Consider the following 18,151-nt stretch of genomic DNA (forward strand, 5'->3'; position numbering starts at 1 on the left):
TTTTAACTACAACGGAATTATAACAGAAAGTATGTTAAAATTAAAGTATATTTTACAACTGTTCGATAGGGATTACACGCTTGTCTGCGCAGGCTGTGAAAATGCTGGACAGATATGAAGTTTTTGTAGCGACAAGGAGCAAAGAATGAGAGTTATCAGGGAATATAAACGTGCGGAAAGCCTGGAAGAGGCATGGCAGTTAAATCAGAAGAAGAGCAACCGCGTGCTCGGCGGTATGGTCTGGCTGAAAATGGGAAAGATGCAGATCGGTACGGCGATCGACCTCTCCGGTCTCGGACTTGACACCATCGAGGAGACGGGGGAGGAATTCCGGATCGGCTGCATGGTGACACTGAGAGACCTGGAGCTTGATCCGGGACTCAATTCATACACGGACGGCGCGGCGAGGGAGTCCGTGCGCCATATCGTCGGGGTCCAGTTCCGGAATCTCGCGACAGTGGGTGGAAGTATTTATGGAAGATACGGATTTTCCGATGTGCTGACGATGTTTTTGACCATGGACAGCTATGTGGAGCTTTATAAAGGCGGGATCATTCCGTTAAAGGAGTATGCGAAGATGCCGTATGACAGGGACATCCTGGTGCGGCTCATCGTGAAGAAAGAAAAGGCAGCGTTCGATTACCAGTCTGTCCGCAACAGCCAGACAGACTTTCCGGTACTGACCTGCGCGGCGGCAAAGACGGAGGCAGGATACCGGTTTTCCATCGGGGCGAGACCTGGAAAGGCAGTACTTTTTGAACTTGCAGACGCGGATATTCAAGCCGCAGATGTGGAAAACATGGCAGAAAATGCGGCGAAATGTGTAAAAGAACAGGTCGAGACCGGCTCCAACACGAGAGGAAGCGCGGAGTACCGGAAACACCTGGCGGGAGTTCTGGTAAGGAGAGCTGTCTGTAAGCTGGCGGGAAAATAAGGAAGAATTCCAGCCGGATCAATCAGATGAAAGTGAAAAAAATTTATAGAGGAATTATATCATGAACATTACCATGACATTAAACGGAAAGAAGATCTCCGCCGACATCGACGCGGACATGCTTTTGATCGATTTTGTGCGGGATCACGGATGCTACAGCGTGAAGCGCGGCTGTGAGACATCAAACTGTGGTCTCTGCACCGTATTTTTAGACGAAAAACCTGTTCTCTCCTGCTCTGTGCTGGCGGCGAGAGCGGATGGAAGAACGGTTACAACACTGGAAGGCCTCCAGGAAGAGGCGGCAGAATTCGGTGCGTTTATCGCCGACCAGGGAGCGGAACAATGCGGATTCTGCAACCCGGGATTTATCATGAACGCCCTGGCGCTGTTCCGGGAAATAGAATATCCGAATGAGGACGAAATCAAGGAATATCTGGCGGGCAACTTATGCCGCTGTTCCGGCTACGAGGGACAGCTCCGCGGCATCCAGGCGTTCCTGGAATGGAAGAAGGAAAAGAACGGAAAGGAGGCGGCGGAGGCATGAAATATGTAAACAAGCCGGTGCGCAAAAAAGACGCTATGCAGCTCGTGACCGGAAAGCCGGTCTACATGGATGATATCGCGCCGAAGGACTGCCTGATCGTAAAGCTTCTCCGCTCGCCCCACGCAAATGCGATCGTGACTTCTATCAACAAAATCGCGGCGATGAAGGTGGACGGCATCGAGGCGATCTACACCTGGGAGGATATCCCGCAGGACGGAAGACGTTACACACAGGCAGGCCAGACCTACCCGGAGATGAGTCCCTATGACCGCCTGATCATGGACCGCCATGTCCGGTATGTGGGCGATGTGGTCGCCATCGTGGCAGGACGGGATGAGAAGTGCGTGGACAAGGCGCTGAAGCTCATCAAGGTCCAGTATGAAGTTCTTGAGCCGATTCTGGATTTCCACAAGGCGAAGGACAATAAGATCTTAGTACACCCGGAAGACAACTGGGAGAGCCTTGTTCCGGTTGGGGCGGACAATAAGAGAAATCTTTGTGCCCACGACGAGACTGGATCCGGGGATATCGAGGAAGTCTTAAAGAACAGCGATGTGATCATCGACCACGTCTACCACACAAAGGCATGTCAGCAGACTATGATGGAGACGTTCAGGACCTTCTGTACCATCGACACCTACGGGCGTCTGAACGTGGTGAGCTCCACCCAGATCGTGTTCCACTGCAGAAGGATCCTCGCGAACGCCCTGCATATTCCAAAATCCATGATCCGTGTCAGCAAACCGAGGATCGGCGGCGGATTCGGGGCGAAGCAGACTTCCATCAGTGAAGTCTACCCGGCATATGTGACATGGATGACGAAGAAGCCGTCGAAGATCATCTTCACCCGGGAGGAGAGCATGACCGCCTCCACTCCGCGGCACGAGATGGAAGTCCATGTGCGCCTCGGCGCCAGCAAGGACGGAATCGTCAACGGAATCGACATGTACACGCTGTCCAACACCGGTGCCTACGGTGAACATGGACCGACGACTGTGGGACTTTCCGGACATAAATCCATCCCGCTTTATGGAAAGGCGAAGGCATTCCGATTCGTCAGCGATGTCGTGTATACAAACGTGATGTCCGCCGGCGCCTACCGCGGATACGGTGCCACCCAGGGTCTTTTCGCTGTGGAGTCTGCCGTGAATGAGCTGGCGGCGAAGCTGCATATGGATCCGTTTGAACTGCGGATGAAGAACATCGTCAAAGAGGGCGATGTGATGCCGGCGTACTACGGGCAGGTAAACACCAGCTGTGCCCTGGACCGGTGTCTGGAGCGCGTGAAGAAGATGATCGACTGGGATAATAAGTACCCGGTCCGCGATATGGGAAACGGAAAGGTCCGGGCCGTCGGCATGGGAATGGCGATGCAGGGCTCAGGTATCACATCGGTTGACGTGGGAAGTGCGACGATCAAGGTGAATGACGACGGATTTTATACATTAGCCATCGGGGCGGCGGACATGGGAACAGGCTGCGATACGATCCTGGCTCAGATCGCGGCGGAGGTCCTGGACTGTTCCATCGATGAGATCACGGTATTCGGCGCAGACACGGATACATCGCCTTACGATTCCGGATCCTATGCGTCCAGCACAACGTATGTTACCGGTAAGGCAGTAGAACAGTGTGCGCTGAAGGTGCGGGAGCAGATCTGCAAGCTAGGCGCGGAACTGTTAAAGTGTCCGGAAAGTGAAGTCGTGTTTGATGGAAAATTTGTGAAGCACGAGAATTCAAAGGAGATACAGGTCTCCCTCACAGATATCGCCACCGCCTCCCAGTGCGGCAACAATATCGCCCTGGAAGCCACCGTGACGAACAGCTCCCCGCTTTCTCCGCCGCCGTTTATGGTCGGCGCTGCGGAGGTTGAGGTGGATCTTGAGACCGGAGAGGCGAAGGTCATCGATTACGCGGCTGCGGTAGACTGTGGAACACCCGTAAATCCGAACCTTGCGAGAGTCCAGGCGGAAGGCGGTATTCTCCAGGGAATCGGCATGACACTGACAGAAAATATTACCTATAATAAGAAGGGAAAACTTGCGGAGAACTCCCTGATGCAGTATAAGATCCCGACCCGTATCGATATCGGACATATCTGTGTAGAGTTTGAGAGCAGCTACGAGGATGCGGGACCGTTTGGCGCGAAATCCATCGGTGAAGTCGTGATCAATACACCGCTTCCGGCTGTGTCGGATGCGATCTTTAACGCCACAGGAACCAGGTTCTACGAACTCCCGATCACACCGGAAAAGATCGCCATGGCAGTGGCAGAACGGGAGAAAGAACAGGCCTGATCTGGTGACATAATTTGGACAATAGAACGCCATGTGACCATATGTTATAAACAAAGAGTACAATTGTCTGTAACTTTACAGTTACAAGTACCCAATGTAACAAATAACCAGCCGGGGAATAACAGAATAACGGAAAATGTCATCGGGTACCCCGGTTCAACGAAGAAAGCTGGGGGTGTGTATGGCGAAAAGAAAGCAGAAAATGAAGAGACTGGATCATGGAGGATACTCGTTAGTAGAGCTGATGGTGGTAATTGTCATCATGGTGATCCTGGCTTCTGTGAGCATTGGAGTTTATAATGGTTACGTAAATCGCGCGAGGAGCGCAGTGTTCTATGAAAAGGGACATCGGATCGCGGAAGCGTTTAAAATTTGTGAAGCAGAACATGGTCTTTCCGGAGAATTCGATAAGCGTGAGATGGCAGAAGAAATCGGAAATATAATGAAAAAGCCGAATGATCCGGACAGCCCGCTCTATCTGTATGTGGGAGAAGACACGGATGACTGTACTGATTTCACCCTTTCCTTCAAGAATACCGGAGATGGAAAAATGGAGATCAATGGATTTACCTACACTGCAGATACGTATGAGATCAGATGGACTGAGGACGACGGCGTGAAGGTAACGATGGAGTAAGAAAAAGGTCAGCAGCTCTTTAGATAAGCAGAGCTGCTGGCCTTTTCGGCAGTCAGGTATTTAGAAGAAGCTGCCAACGGTGGAAGCTGCCGGTCTCACATACTCAGAAGAAATTACTGGCAGGGTGGAAAGAAGCGGTCCCCACGCGGCATGAGCAGCGCCTTTGGACCATCTTAAATATCCGCAATCATACCGGCAGATTCCAGAAAATAGAACATCAGGCTGACGGCGAGAAGGTCTGCGCAGCCGCCGGGACTTAAGTTGTCTGTGATGTACTGATGGTCCAGGGAGTTCAGGGTCTCTTTAAAATTTTCTTTTGTGACAGTGGAGAGCAGGCGCTTTGCCTGCTCTTTGCTTTTTTTCGCAAGCTCCGGCCCTCCCCGGTGAACCATATTGGTGTCGTCAACTTCAGAGATCAGGGTGAGAAGAGCCATGGCGGCGGCGTCATTTAAAGAGAAACCGGAGAAAAGCCATTTTTTCAGGGATGGCAGACCGATCTGGACTGCGGATGGGAAACCGGCAGCCGCCTCACCGCGGGCACCCTGGATACCGTAGGCGGTAAAGATGCGTTCCCCGTTCGTAGAAAGTGATACGAAATGTGTTCTGACGTCGGGGGCAGAAGCGCTTTGCGGATCGGACTGCATCTTGTCAGGTGTATGTCCGGAAATATGTTGGATTTCGGAACCGGGAAGCGGAGTCTGCACGTTCGGAAGTCGATGCAGATCTGCGAGAGAGCACTCCCCTAACTTCCTGCATTCCTGAAGCACATTCTCCAACGGCGGCGGAAGCTCCTGACCCGCGTGAACTTTTCCAAGCGCCCCGCAGAGGATCGCCGAGGCAAAGACAAGCCCCTTGTGGGTGTTGATCCCGCCCGTGGCGGAGAACATAGCGGCTTCGGCCCGTTGTCCGGCGTAGCGCAGCCGCTCAAAAAGCTGCCTGTCCGACTCACTGCTGTGATCCCATCCCAGGCAGAAGAATTCCCGGAACCAGGGGATCAGGGAGGCGCTGCTGTCAAGGAATGAAAAAAAGTCCATATCTTTGTGGGAGCCGGAGTTGTTCCGGTCCACCAGTCCCGGCTTCGGGGTGGTTGAAACCTCGTAGAGCAGTCCCCGTACCGCCGCGGAAGCCGCCTGATCAGCCGCCCGGTCCCGGAAGAATTCATGGAAGAGCTTTGCCGTCTGCCACTGGATCAGCTCTATGGAGTGGGACTTTTTTTGTGCGCAGACATGGGCATCTTCCCCGCAGACAAGACAGGTTCTGGGGAGAAGTCCGAGATCATGCCGCTTTACGGAAATTCCATCGGGACCGCAGACGTCAAGGTTGAAGAGACGGCCCAAAGGGTGGCTTTCCTCGACGGAGACGAGAAATTTTTTGACCTGTATGGCCTGGGACTTTAAAAGAAAGAACGCGCAGTCACCGGTATTTTTCTCATAAACCTCCGTTTTCAGAACAGAGAAACGGGAGAGGCGGTCAGACAGTTCCCGTACTTCCTCCCGGAATGCCGCCCGGGCGAAGGGAAACGTCTTGACTGTCCCGGCAATATTTAAGGAAAACTCCACAAGACAGATCTCCCCGCCGGGGGTAAGAAGTTCCCATTTTTTCAGGACACGCTGGTCTCTGACGGCGCGAAGTTCCCCGGAAGTCACCGGTGAGCCGGTAATTACATTATTTAGGTTCATAAAAAACACTCCATTTGGAATTTAGTTCGAACTTCCTAAATGCAGAAAATGCTGTGCAAAGACTTTTTGAACGCAGATAAGCATTCCCCCGCTTCAAGTGCGCGGAGCACTAAGCGGTGAGTGAGTGGGATGCTTATGTCAGTGGGTGTTGAAAGCTCCCACTGACAGATCGCGAAGCGACTGCGTTCATGAGCAAGTAGCGAAGCGGATTGCGAATGTCCGCTTTACTTTTGCACAGCATTTCAGCTATCATGCATCTGAAAAAACGTCAGAGAACAGGATCTGCAGGAGAATTCGCAGTTACTTAAAGCTTTCCTTTAAATACTTCGCCGTACACTCCGGCACCAGCGACAGAACTTCGTCGGTCACGCCCTGCTCATCCAACAATTTCCGAACTCTGGAAGCACTGATGACCTCCGGCTTTCCATCCGGTCCCTCTGTGGTGATCCGGTCGATCTTGATGAAGGAGATGCCGTATTTTGGGAGAATGCGGATCATCGCCTCGTTGTAGCGTCTTGTTACCGGATCAAAAGGCTCTTCTCCGGCGAAACGTTTTGTAATATGAAGGATCGGAGCGATCCTCGACGCGAACAGTGTGATGTCGAGCTCACTCTGGATCTTCGCCGCGTCCTCGCAGTCCTTTAAGAAGTAGGTCGGGAATGTAGCGTTGGAGATCATATATGGTCCTGATGGATGTACAATGACGTTCGGAAGATGATCCGTACCTTCCCGGACAAGCTTCAGACGGTCCGCAAACGGGAACCTGGACCGGTTCTCCTCAACCACGAAGATATGGAGCAGGGAACATGCCTTAGCGGCGTAAGTGATCAGGGCGAGATGACCTTTCGTGAAGGGATTGCAGTTCATGACGATACAGCCCACGTTCTCATCGGTATCTGTCCCAGCGAGAAATTTCTTATAATAGTTGTCCAGTCCGGATTTCTTATTCTCCAGCATCAGGACAGCTTCTGTCTCTGCCAGAGGATAAAATCCGCAGGATGTGAAAAGCACTTTGTTCTTCGGTCTGGTGATCACAAAAAGATCGTAATGCCCTGCCTCAAACCGGTTTTCGACAAGTCTGGACACGAGACTTCCGAGAGCATTCTGACCTCTGAGACTCTCATCTACCGCAAAACATTTTAAAAGATTTCCTGCGCAGCATCCGCATCCTGTGAGATTCTCATCGGAATCAAACACTCCGAACGCCGCCTCGATATCGTCCTCACAATTTAAATGATGCTTTGCGAGAAACTCCACAAGCATCTGTCTGTCATGGGAAAAACCAAGGGATAATTCATGAATACTGAGTTCTGTCATATAAAACACCTCTGCTTTCTGTGTATCTATAGTATAGATGAAATAATAACAGTTTTCCAGAGAAAAGGCAGAGAAAAAAAGGGAAAATTGTAAGAGGAAAATCCGATGCGGGGCATAAGAAAAATATATGGGAAGAGATGAAAATAGGGGTGAAAAAACATGGCAGGAAAATGATTAAGTGGACGAGTAGGTCCAGATGAGTCAGAGAAAAAGATTTATAATTTGCCCTGGCGTTCCAAATGTGGTACGATAAGAAAAACAGTTCAGGAAGAACTGTGAGTTTACGAAAAGATACGAGGAACATGACATGCTGCATCTATATTTCGCCCCATTGGAGGGAATCACAACATATCCATACAGGAATCTGCACCACAAGTATTTCGGTGGTGTGGACAAATATTTTACACCGTTTCTGGCACCGGGACCGGAGCAGGGGATGAGCGTGAAGGAGATGCGGGATGTGCTGCCGGAGAATAATGCGGGGGTACCGGTGGTGCCGCAGATTTTGACGAACCGGGCGGGAGATTTCCTTCTGGCATCAAAGAAATTGGCAGAGATGGGATACCGGGAGATCAACCTGAATCTTGGATGTCCGTCAGGGACGGTCACAGCGAAGAAAAAAGGTTCCGGTTTTTTACTTTACCCGGATGATCTGGATCGTTTTTTTGATGAAGTGTTCTCGGATGCGTCGGTGAGAAACGGGGAGTTCCAGATCTCTGTTAAAACCAGGATCGGAAAGAATGAAGTGGAAGAGTGGCCGGAGATCATGGCAATCTACAACCGGTATCCGATCAGCGAACTGACGGTGCATCCGCGGATCCAGAAGGAGTTTTATAAAGGTGTTCCGCATCTTGATGTATTTGCGGATATTTTAAAGGAAAGCCGGAATCCTATCGTGTACAACGGAGATCTGTTCACGGCAGAGCATATGAAAAAGTTTCGGGAGAAATTCCCGACGGTGGAAAACGTGATGATCGGGAGGGGACTCATCAGAAATCCGGCACTGGCAGAGTTGATAAAAATAGAAGAAGCCGGTGTGGAAAATGCCCAGGTCTGTGCAGGAACAGAAAACGGAAACAAAGAGACATCACCGGAGCAGGCGGAAAAGACAGTACCGGAGTCCAGAAACACGGGAGACAATCTCATGCCCCGGATCCGTGCCTTCCACGATGAGATCTTTGAATATTACCGCGAGACCATGTCCGGCGACAGAAATCTTCTTTTCCGTATGAAAGACCTCTGGAGCTATATGTTAGAGGAGGTTCCGGACAGTGAAAAATTAGCCAAAAAGATCCGCAAATCCCAGCATGTGCCGGAATATCTGGCGGCGGTGGATGAGGCGTTTGCGGGATGGGAGCGGACGTTTTAAGAAAGGAGAAAACGATGCAGCTGCTGATCAAACAAAGAGTTTTTTCATGGACCGATACATATGACGTGTATGATGAGAAGGAAGAACCGAAATATTTTGTAAAAGCGGAATTTTTTGCACTGGGGCATCAGATCCACGTATACGACAAGAGCGGACGGGAAGTCGGCATGGTGAAACAACGCCTCCTTACCCTGCTTCCGGCATTCGATATCGAGATCGATGGAAAAGAATTCGGAAGTGTGCAGAAAGAGTTTACCTTCTTTAAGCCGCGGTATGAACTGGATTACAACGGATGGCGGTGTGAGGGCGATTTTCTGGCCTGGGACTACGATGTGTATGAGGAGTGCTGTGCGGTGGTTCATATTTCAAAGAAGCCGTTCCATTGGGGCGATACCTATGTGATTGACATTCTGGATCCTAAGGACGAAATTATGGCACTGATGCTGGCGATCGCCATCGATGCTGCAAACTGCACGAATAAATGATCATCGTCATAGACAGAAGATCATGTGAAAAAGCAGAAGAACAGAAGTAGAAATATGGAGGAAATGATATGGAGAATCCCGGAAAAGAAACGTATGTAGAACAGATGGAGCGTGTGAATCAAACAAACCCATTTATGCTTCACAACAGGATCCGTGCGGTCGCATTATCGGAAGACCGGGCCGAGGTCCGGGCTGAGATCACAGAGGATTCCCTGAATGCCATGCAGACCGTCCACGGCGGCCTGATGTTCGTGATGGCGGAGGTTGCCGCGGGACTTGTGACGAGAAATGACGGAAGAAAATATGTGACTCTGGACAGCTCCTTCCGTTTCCTTCGCGGCAGCAGCGCAAAAAACATTCAGGGGCTGGCGAAGATCACAAAGCGCGGGAAGACCGTCTGCTTTACAAAAGCCGAGGTCGTGGAGACCGATACGGGGAAGCTCCTGGCAGAAGGAGAATTTACGTTTTATTGTATGGGTGAGTAGGGATAAAAACAAAAATCCGGCAATAACCCGTGTTTCCGAAACCTATCTCGGCGAGCCCTGCGGGGAAAAGTCACACAATCAACAGTTCATATCAGATCCGCTTTTTTAGGATTGTTGAAAAAATACAATTTGAGGGGGGGATTTTTATCACAGAAAAGGATTATTATCAGGCGGGAAAGGCGGTGTATATGATCCAGAATATGAATCAGACATTAAACCAACCGTTTGGTGATGGGGCACATATTCTATATGTGAACGGAGAGTACCGTGACGATTCCGCCATTGGAAAGCTGATGCATGATTTCAACTGCGCAGATGCAGATGACATGCATTACGGATTGCTGGCAGAAAGAACAAGGTATCTCAAGGAAAATTCGAAGGGAGTGAACGAGATGTACCGGACAATGGATGAGGTGGAAAAAGAGTGTTATGAGGAAGGACGAGAGACGCAGGCTGAATTGACGGCCATAAATCTTCGAAAACTAGGATTGCCGCTGGAGCAGATAGCCCATGCTGTTGGATTCCATGTGGAAAAGGTTGAAAAGTGGGTTAAGTAGGAAAAGAAAGATGGTGTGGGGATAAAGATAATCGGTCGATCGTAAAGAGCTGATAATGGGGGAAAGAACTGTGTACGATAAGAAAGAGACGGGGATGCCTGTCTCTTTCTGTATTCTGTCGGAATCTAAAAAATGGCTTTTTAGGGCCAAATAAAACACTGAATCTGTATATAGAAAAAGTGTGTGATATGTAGTATGATAAGGGAAATAAATTCTGTGGGAGAAAGACATGGAAAGCTTATTTGTTATGGCACAGGTCGCACCAACTGAATATCCAAAAGATAATCTCGAGAAAGCTGACAGCTTAGTAAAGGAAGCAGCAGAAAAATATCATCCGGGTATGATTATTTTTCCAGAAACTTTTATGAGCCGTTTTCCGGCTGGTACAGACATTGCAACAGCAAATGCGGTTGCGGAACCGCTGGACGGAGAATTTGTGCAGGGAATGAAAAAATTAGCCGCAGATCATGATGTATGGCTCACATTCGGAATGAAGGAGACCATTGAGGATCCGGCTGATCATCGCTGTTACAATACAGTTGTTATGGTGAATAACAAGGGAGAAATCGTACAGACTTACAGAAAAACGCATTTATATGATGCGTTCGGATACAAGGAATCCAATGAGTATAAAGCTGGAGACAAGTTCTTTGAGCCAGTAGATACTCCGTTTGGAAAGCTCGGTTTATTTGTCTGCTACGAAGTTCGTTTCCCGGAAGTAGCACGTTACCAGAAGGCCAAAGGAGCCGAGATTGTCATTATGCCGACTGCATGGTTCAAAGGCGATTTAAAGAGTCATCAGTTCCGTACACTGATTACCTCCAGAGCACTGGAAAACACATTTTTCGTACTTGCGTGTGATCAGTGCGGAGGCACAGCGATGGGTGAGAGTGTAGCAGTCGATCCGATGGGGGTTGCCTTTGCAGCTGGAAATGAAAGAGAAGAACTGATTCCGGTATATGTAGATACGGATCGGATCAAGGAAGTGGAGAGCAAACTTCCATCCTTTAAAGACAGAAGACCTGCCCTTTATATTTAGCTCAATCTCATATGTTTAAATACCCCTTTTTTGGAGCCAGAGAAATCTGGCTCTCTTTTGTTTTACATCTGGGGTTTCGGATGGTACAATCAAAGCATCAACGCAGAGGAGGAAAAACATATGTCTCTTACCTTGGAAAAGATTTTTGAAGCGAAAAACAGGATCGCCCCGTACACGACGAGAACACCGCTCATCCGTCTGGAAAAGCTGGACGAGTACCTTGGCTGTCAGGTGTATCTGAAGGCGGAGTGCATGCAGATCACCGGCGCATTTAAGCTCCGCGGAGCAGTCAACAAGATCAGGATGCTGACACCGGAGCAGTTAAGCTGCGGGATCGTCGCGGCATCTTCGGGAAACCACGGAAAGGCAGTGGCGTATACTGCAAAGAAGCTTGGTGCAAAGGCGACGATCGTGATGCCGTATACGGCACCGGCTATTAAAGTAAATGCGATCAAAGAGCTGGGAGCGGAGGTCGTTCAGTGTGAGACATCTGAGCGGTTTGACGTTGCGGAGCGGATATGCAGGGAGAAAAATGCGACCATGGTTCCGCCGTACAACGACGAGGAGATTATGGCCGGACAGGGAACCGCGGGAATCGAGATTCTGGAACAGTGTCCGGAGATCGATACGATCATCGTTCCGGTCAGCGGCGGCGGACTCATCGGCGGTGTCTCAACGGCGGTAAAGGGTATGGATAACAGTGTTAAGGTCTACGGGGCAGAGCCGGCAGCGCTTCCGAGATACAGCGCAAGTCTGGCGGCCGGAAAGCCGGTGAAGGTTGAACAGAAGAAGTCTATCGCGGACGCTCTTGTGTCCCAGATGCCGGGAGACCAGTGCTATCCGTATGTGGCGGCGAACGTGGACGGATTTTTTGATGTGGAGGATGAGTATCTGTTAAAAGCATGGAAGCTGCTCCTGACAGAGGGAAAGATCTTCTGCGAGCCGTCCTCCGCCATCACCGTCGGTGCGGTCTTACAGGGACTTGCGAAGGTGAAAAAGGATGAGAAGGTCTGCTTCCTGATCTCAGGTGGAAGCGCGGGGCTGGATCAGCTGAAGGTGCTGGAGGATGTGACGATCTGACAGAAAATTGAACCTGCCGGTCTGGCAGACGTTCGGCTGATCATCGGTAGCTCGTGATCAGGACACTCTGTTATCGGAAGGGGTTTCATAAGGCATAAAGGCGGACGGTTCTTGTGATCTCAATCAGAATCAGGTATAATAAGAGTAAATATAAATGTATTTCGCAGGGAGGGAGTCACATGGGAAGCTATCTGAATCCGGGAAGCAAAGGATTTCAGGAAAGTTTAAACTCGGAAATTTATATGGATAAAACAGGACTGATCGAGAAGACAAATGCGGTTCTGAATACCCGGCAGAAGTTCCTGTGTGTTAGTCGGCCAAGGCGTTTTGGAAAGTCAATGGCAGCAGATATGCTGGCTGCGTATTATGACCGGGGAGAGGATTCCTCCAGCTTGTTTGCGTCTCTAAAAATCAGCGGGGCAGCTTCTTACCATGTTCATCTGAACCAATATGATGTCATCAAAGTCAATATTCAGGAGTTTCTCAGCATGACCCACGACATGGATGATATGCTGGCCATGCTGCAGAAATACCTGATGTTTGATCTTGTGGAACATTTTGGAGATATTCGGTTCCGGGATGAAAATAATCTGATTCAGGTGATGAAAGATATCTATGCGAAAACAAAGCGTTCTTTTGTGATTCTGATCGATGAGTGGGACTGCCTTTTCTGGGAGTATCAGCAGGATCAGAATGCGCAGAAAAAATATCTGGATTTTCTTCGCGCGTGGCTTAAGGACAAGGATTATGTTGCTCTGGCTTATATGACAGGAATTCTGCCTATAAAAAAATATGGATCCCATTCGGCACTTAACATGTTTACTGAGTATTCCATGACAGATCCTGGTGATATGGCAGAATATTTTGGATTTACAGAGCAGGAAGTATCGGACCTGTGTAAAAAGTATCAAATGAGTTTCGATGAGGCAAAACAGTGGTATGATGGATATGATCTGATTGCTCATCATCAATCGGGTGACAGATATTACTCCATGTACAGTCCAAAGTCTGTTGTTGAAGCCATGCTGCGGCACAAATTCGGTACTTATTGGAATCAGACAGAAACATATGAAGCTCTGAAGATTTATATCCAAATGGATATGGATGGTCTGCAGGATTCAGTGGTGAGAATGTTTGCAGGTGAGTCGGTATCAATCAATATTGGAACCTTCAGCAATGATATGACCACATTTGCGACAAAAGATGATATTCTGACATTACTGGTTCATCTTGGATATTTAACCTATGACAGTATCAGAGAAACTGCAGCGATACCAAACAAAGAGGTTTCACAGGAGTATGTAAATGTGATCAGTACAATGAACTCTTCAATATAATGACGAGAATTCGCTCAGTTGCACGGTCAATCTTGCATTCTATTTTGCACGGGAATACTATACGATGATCCGCGAATTACCTTCAGGAAAAGGTTTTGCTGATATATGTATGATTCCGCGCAAGACGCATCTGGATAAACCGGCGGTGGTGATTGAACTGAAGTGGGATAAAAGCGCAGCCGGTGCGCTGAACCAGATCAAAGAAAAGAATTATGGAAGTGCTTTAAAAGATTATCAGGGAAATCTGCTATTGGTTGGAATTAATTATGACAGAGTGACTAAGAAACATGAATGTGTTATTGAGGTGGCACAGAAACAGCTCTAATAGAATGGGCTTTTTGTTCGCAGCTATGCAGGTACTGAACAGTTGCGAGAAATGTAAACCGGAGTACAAGTATATCAAGATGCCTGTACTCCGGTTTTTTATGAGAAGCGAGCTATTCTTCGCTGCCATTATCCCCGCGTCCGCTCCGTGCTTCCTCAAGGTAGTTGTAGAGCGTATATTTTGATACCTGAAGCGTCTCGCAGAGAAGAACGCTGGTCTTGGAAATTTTGAAGACACCCTTCTGGTCGAGGTAGTCCAATGCGCGGATCTTTTCCTCCTTGTTCATCAGTCCCATCGGTTTTCCGACCAGAAGCTCCGCCTGTTTCATGTAGTACTTAAGAATGTCATCCACATTTTTTGTGGCCAGGGCATCGATATCATTTGTCGGCGCGTGATGGGTCATCGGGTACTGAACAAAAGCACCCAGCGCACGCTGCGCATTCAGGAGATCCGAGACGTCCAGATTCACACAGACAGAGCCAACGATCTTTCCGTTTTCGTCCGGGATCAGTGTGGTGAAAGATTTATAGAAACGGTCTTTCGGTCCATTGGAGAAGGTCTGGATGCTGTCTTTCATCGGCTCGATATCTTTTCCGAGCTGCGTGATCATTCCGCCCTTCGGTGAACCGCCAACCGCACGGCCACTGACCGCCGGGTTTAAGGCGTAAACGATGGTGTGATCGTATCCTTTCCGATAATCGTGGATCAGGATCTCACTGTTTTCGCCTAAAAATTTCTGGAGTCCCTCGAGAAAACGGATCAGAAAGTCAAAGTCAAGATACTGGGAAATTTCCATAAATGTACCCCCATAAGATAAGCGTCAAAAACGGACATCTCCCCCGGGGTGTTCGCCGTATATACGCTATGTGAAAAAAATAACAAAACAGAGGTATAAAGAAATGCCTCTGCAGGCTTCGATGTAAGTCCAGAATAGCATATGACAAACTGTTTGTCAACAAAATAACATTAATGCAAACAAAAAGTTTGAAATAACTATTGACATTCCATATAGTATGGCATATAATGAAGACACCAAACAAAAAGGAAGGAAAACAAACTTTTAGTTATAAATACCCATCCTTTTCCGGACCAGGGATCCACTCACAGGGATCCCGAGTCCACCCACTTGAGACAGATGTATTTCACTCCTTGTTATAGAAAACATGCAATGATAGCGGTACTGAACAGTTACGAGATCATGCAGCTATGAAGACGCCGGATCGTTGCAGAATCACATCGTGGTGGATGTGATAGAGACCGGTTTTCTGGCAGATTGGATGCCTGCCAGGAAAATGGAAGGCCGGGAGGCCCGCTGTCTCGCCACGGCGAAAAAATTCATGTTCCCGGTGTGGATTTCCCTGAAAAGGGAAATATTATGGTACATATTGAGCAGGCAGAGCCCCTGAAGCAGCTTATCCCCAATACAGCTGTTTCAGGGGCTTTGTCTTTTTTGAGGGAGAAAACAGAGCGGTAAAGTGTGGGGCGGCCGCATATATTGTATCGATGTAACTGTTCAGTAGGTCTGCGCATTTACTGCGCTGACCGTAAGAAAACTTAGAATAGAAGGAAAAAATCCTATCGGCACAGCCGATTTGGAATGGATTTTTGCGCGTAACTGTGAGTACCGAACAGTTACGTATCGGTAATACATGCAGCTGGAGGAGCGTATGAAATTCAAACAGAAAGTTTTTATTTTTATTGTGATCCTGATCGTGGATATGATCCTGGCTTGGGGGGCAGTGCGGATGTGGAAGGGAAGAGGGGAAATATTTGATACGCACGAGGGAAAACCGGTCGATACGGGAAGAATCCCTGTGCCGGGCGAAGGGATGACCACTGAGGTTTCGGGACATGATCACAGCGGAGCCGGACGATCGGAAAAGGCTGTATCAGATCTGTACGGCCAGCAGGAAGACATCGCAAAAAAGTATACGGCACTCACCTTTGATGACGGCCCGAATCCCAAATACACAAAGCCGCTCTTAGACGGCCTCAGGGAACGCGGAATCCGCGTGACCTTTTTCCTCGTGGGCGAATGCATCGACGGAAATGAAGATCTCGTAAAGCAGATGGCAAAGGACGGACATCTCATTGGTGTTCACTGCCTGACCCACAAAGACCTCACAAAAGAGAAGCTTTCCGACGCAGCGAAAGAACTCTGTGACACACGGGAGAAGATCCGGGCAGTAACCGGGGACTGGCCGGAGTATGTCCGTCCGCCATATGGGAGCTGGAATGCGAAGCTGGAGGAGGCTGTGGACATGATTCCCGTATTCTGGGATGTGGACTCCATCGACTGGCGGTTGAAAAATACGGAGAAAGTCACCGCAAAAGTGGTGAAAGATACGGAGGACGGGGACATTATCCTGATGCATGACGAGTTCAAAACCTCTGTGGAAGCGGCGTTCCGAATCATTGACAACCTGACAGCGAAAGGGTATACTTTTGTTACAGTAGACGAACTGATGGTCGATTAAGACCTGCAAAAAGAGCGGTAATGGATGCAGCGCGCAGATGGGTGATATTTCATGCGGAAACGGAGCGCTGCAAAACGCAGAAAGGCAGCTGCCATGGATTTATTTGACTATATGAGAGCGAACACGATGGAAAAGGAGTCGCCGTTAGCATCCAGGATGCGTCCGACGACTCTGGACGAGGTGGTCGGGCAGAAACATATTATCGGGAAGGACAAGCTCCTCTACCGTGCGATCAAGGCGGATAAGCTTGGATCCGTGATCTTTTACGGCCCGCCGGGAACGGGAAAGACGACTCTGGCGAAAGTGATCGCAAATACGACAAGTGCCCGGTTCGAGCAGATCAATGCGACTGTAGCCGGGAAAAAAGATATGGAAGAGATCGTAAAGAACGCCAAGGATTCCATCGGTATGTACGGGCAGAAGACGATCCTCTTCGTGGACGAGATCCATCGCTTTAATAAGTCCCAGCAGGACTATCTGCTTCCGTTTGTTGAGGATGGAACGATCACCCTGATCGGCGCGACAACGGAGAATCCGTACTTTGAGGTGAACAACGCCCTGCTGTCAAGATCCAGGATCTTTGAGTTAAAACCGCTGGAAAAGCAGGATATCCGGGAACTTGTGATGCGGGCGGTTTATGATACGGAAAAAGGAATGGGAACCTACGGCGCCGATATTACCGACGAGGCGGCGGATTTCCTGGCGGATGTGGCGAACGGCGACGCAAGAGCGGCGTTGAACGCAGTGGAGCTGGGAATCCTGACGACAGATAAATCCGATGACGGAAAGATCCATATCACGATCGATGTGGCGGCGGAATGTATCCAGAAACGGGTGGTGCGCTATGACCATGACGGGGACAACCACTACGATACGATCTCCGCGTTCATTAAGAGCATGCGTGGTTCTGACCCGGACGCTGCGGTCTACTACCTGGCGCGGATGCTGTATGCCGGCGAGGACGTGAAATTTATTGCCCGACGGATCATGATCTGTGCGTCGGAGGACGTGGGGAACGCGGACCCGAACGCCCTGGTGGTGGCGGTGAGCGCGGCCCAGGCCGTTGAGCGGATCGGCATGCCGGAGAGCCAGATCATCCTCTCCCAGGCGGCAGCTTATGTCGCCACCGCGCCGAAGAGCAACGCGGCATACATGGGGATCGCAAAAGCGATGAAGACCGTGGCGGATACGCGGACCATGCCGGTACCTGCCCATCTTCAGGACAGGCACTACAAGGGCGCTGAAAAGCTTGGACATGGTCTCGGCTACAAGTATGCCCACGACTACCCGAACCACTATGTCACCCAGCAGTACCTGCCGGACGGAATGGAGGGAATGCGGTTCTATGAGCCGTCGGAGAACGGGTATGAGAAGAAGATCCGGGAGCATATGGAGTTTATCAAGAGAGAAGCCGGGGAGACAGAATAAGGAATTTTGTGAAATAATTCGCTGAGCTGCCTGAGCGCTGTATACGCGGTAAGACAATTAAGCTGTAGATGCTGCAGACAATAAAGAAAGAGGGAACTGTGCAGATGCTTCGTATTCCAAATCTGTAAAATTCCCTCTTTCTTTTTTATAATGTGTGCGTT

At 49.4% G+C, this 18,151-nt stretch carries 17 protein-coding genes; 14 read left to right on the forward strand and 3 right to left on the reverse strand.

Translation table 11 applies throughout. The features are described 5' to 3' along the window. Positions 1–145 precede the first annotated feature (145 nt). The 4 genes from DWY93_RS01355 to DWY93_RS01370 all read left to right on the forward strand — a co-directional run bounded on the left by DWY93_RS01355 (position 146) and on the right by DWY93_RS01370 (position 4,412). On the forward strand, positions 146–934 hold the full coding sequence (locus tag DWY93_RS01355) for an FAD binding domain-containing protein (RefSeq protein ID WP_117469183.1): 789 nt from the start codon (positions 146–148) through the stop codon (positions 932–934). A 61-nt stretch (positions 935–995) separates the two neighbouring features. Further along, entirely contained in the window at positions 996–1,478 is a 483-nt protein-coding gene (locus DWY93_RS01360; protein ID WP_117471634.1) for a (2Fe-2S)-binding protein, read from the forward strand. Next, positions 1,475–3,775: a molybdopterin cofactor-binding domain-containing protein gene (locus tag DWY93_RS01365; RefSeq protein WP_117471635.1), complete on the forward strand. Its 2,301-nt coding sequence runs from the start codon at positions 1,475–1,477 to the stop codon at positions 3,773–3,775. Before DWY93_RS01360 ends, DWY93_RS01365 begins: the two co-directional genes overlap by 4 nt. A 181-nt stretch (positions 3,776–3,956) precedes the next feature. Beyond that, positions 3,957–4,412 carry a prepilin-type N-terminal cleavage/methylation domain-containing protein gene (locus DWY93_RS01370; RefSeq protein WP_199537909.1) on the forward strand — a complete coding sequence of 152 codons (456 nt, stop codon included), beginning with the start codon at positions 3,957–3,959 and terminating at the stop codon, positions 4,410–4,412. A 173-nt stretch (positions 4,413–4,585) separates the two neighbouring features. Here DWY93_RS01370 and citX read toward each other — a convergent pair whose 3' ends face one another. Further along, positions 4,586–6,091, reverse strand: a complete 1,506-nt coding sequence (gene citX / locus DWY93_RS01375; RefSeq protein WP_117471636.1) for a citrate lyase holo-[acyl-carrier protein] synthase — start codon at positions 6,089–6,091, stop codon at positions 4,586–4,588. A 300-nt stretch (positions 6,092–6,391) separates the two neighbouring features. After that, a complete protein-coding gene (gene citC, locus DWY93_RS01380; RefSeq protein ID WP_117471637.1) occupies positions 6,392–7,408 on the reverse strand; it encodes a [citrate (pro-3S)-lyase] ligase in 1,017 nt (338 codons plus the stop codon). Between the two features lie 307 nt (positions 7,409–7,715). Between citC and DWY93_RS01385 the strand changes: the two genes are divergently transcribed. The 8 genes from DWY93_RS01385 (at position 7,716) to DWY93_RS17830 (ending at position 14,085) form a co-directional block, all read left to right on the forward strand. After that, on the forward strand, positions 7,716–8,777 hold the full coding sequence (locus DWY93_RS01385) for a tRNA-dihydrouridine synthase family protein (protein WP_242990494.1): 1,062 nt from the start codon (positions 7,716–7,718) through the stop codon (positions 8,775–8,777). A 14-nt stretch (positions 8,778–8,791) separates the two neighbouring features. After that, complete coding sequence (locus DWY93_RS01390) at positions 8,792–9,262, forward strand: hypothetical protein (protein WP_117469300.1); 471 nt, start codon at positions 8,792–8,794, stop codon at positions 9,260–9,262. Positions 9,263–9,330: 68 nt separating this feature from the next. Beyond that, positions 9,331–9,747, forward strand: a complete 417-nt coding sequence (locus tag DWY93_RS01395) for a PaaI family thioesterase (RefSeq protein ID WP_015553277.1) — start codon at positions 9,331–9,333, stop codon at positions 9,745–9,747. Between the two features lie 188 nt (positions 9,748–9,935). Next, complete coding sequence (locus tag DWY93_RS01400; RefSeq protein WP_117471638.1) at positions 9,936–10,304, forward strand: hypothetical protein; 369 nt, start codon at positions 9,936–9,938, stop codon at positions 10,302–10,304. A 229-nt stretch (positions 10,305–10,533) separates the two neighbouring features. Next, positions 10,534–11,343 (forward strand): carbon-nitrogen hydrolase family protein, encoded by an 810-nt coding sequence (locus DWY93_RS01405; protein WP_117469189.1) that lies wholly within the window; start codon positions 10,534–10,536, stop codon positions 11,341–11,343. A gap of 120 nt (positions 11,344–11,463) precedes the next feature. Continuing rightward, the gene (locus DWY93_RS01410; protein ID WP_015553313.1) at positions 11,464–12,423 is read left to right on the forward strand and encodes a threonine/serine dehydratase; all 960 of its coding nucleotides are present in this window, start codon (positions 11,464–11,466) and stop codon (positions 12,421–12,423) included. 179 nt (positions 12,424–12,602) lie between these two features. Then, positions 12,603–13,760, forward strand: a complete 1,158-nt coding sequence (locus DWY93_RS01415) for an AAA family ATPase (protein ID WP_347465591.1) — start codon at positions 12,603–12,605, stop codon at positions 13,758–13,760. Positions 13,761–13,824: 64 nt separating this feature from the next. After that, positions 13,825–14,085: a PD-(D/E)XK nuclease domain-containing protein gene (locus tag DWY93_RS17830; protein ID WP_347465592.1), complete on the forward strand. Its 261-nt coding sequence runs from the start codon at positions 13,825–13,827 to the stop codon at positions 14,083–14,085. A 112-nt stretch (positions 14,086–14,197) separates the two neighbouring features. On the opposite strand, the gene DWY93_RS01420 is transcribed toward DWY93_RS17830, so the two are convergent. Beyond that, entirely contained in the window at positions 14,198–14,881 is a 684-nt protein-coding gene (locus tag DWY93_RS01420) for a helix-turn-helix transcriptional regulator (RefSeq protein ID WP_117471639.1), read from the reverse strand. An 871-nt stretch (positions 14,882–15,752) separates the two neighbouring features. Between DWY93_RS01420 and DWY93_RS01425 the strand changes: the two genes are divergently transcribed. Together DWY93_RS01425 and DWY93_RS01430 are read left to right on the forward strand one after the other, a co-directional pair. Beyond that, a complete protein-coding gene (locus DWY93_RS01425) occupies positions 15,753–16,562 on the forward strand; it encodes a polysaccharide deacetylase family protein (RefSeq protein WP_117471640.1) in 810 nt (269 codons plus the stop codon). A gap of 93 nt (positions 16,563–16,655) precedes the next feature. Next, positions 16,656–17,990 carry a replication-associated recombination protein A gene (locus DWY93_RS01430; protein WP_117469301.1) on the forward strand — a complete coding sequence of 445 codons (1,335 nt, stop codon included), beginning with the start codon at positions 16,656–16,658 and terminating at the stop codon, positions 17,988–17,990. Positions 17,991–18,151: the final 161 nt, after the last annotated feature.

The organism is Clostridium sp. AF28-12, from assembly GCF_003435225.1.
Lineage (GTDB): Bacteria > Bacillota > Clostridia > Lachnospirales > Lachnospiraceae > Pilosibacter > Pilosibacter fragilis.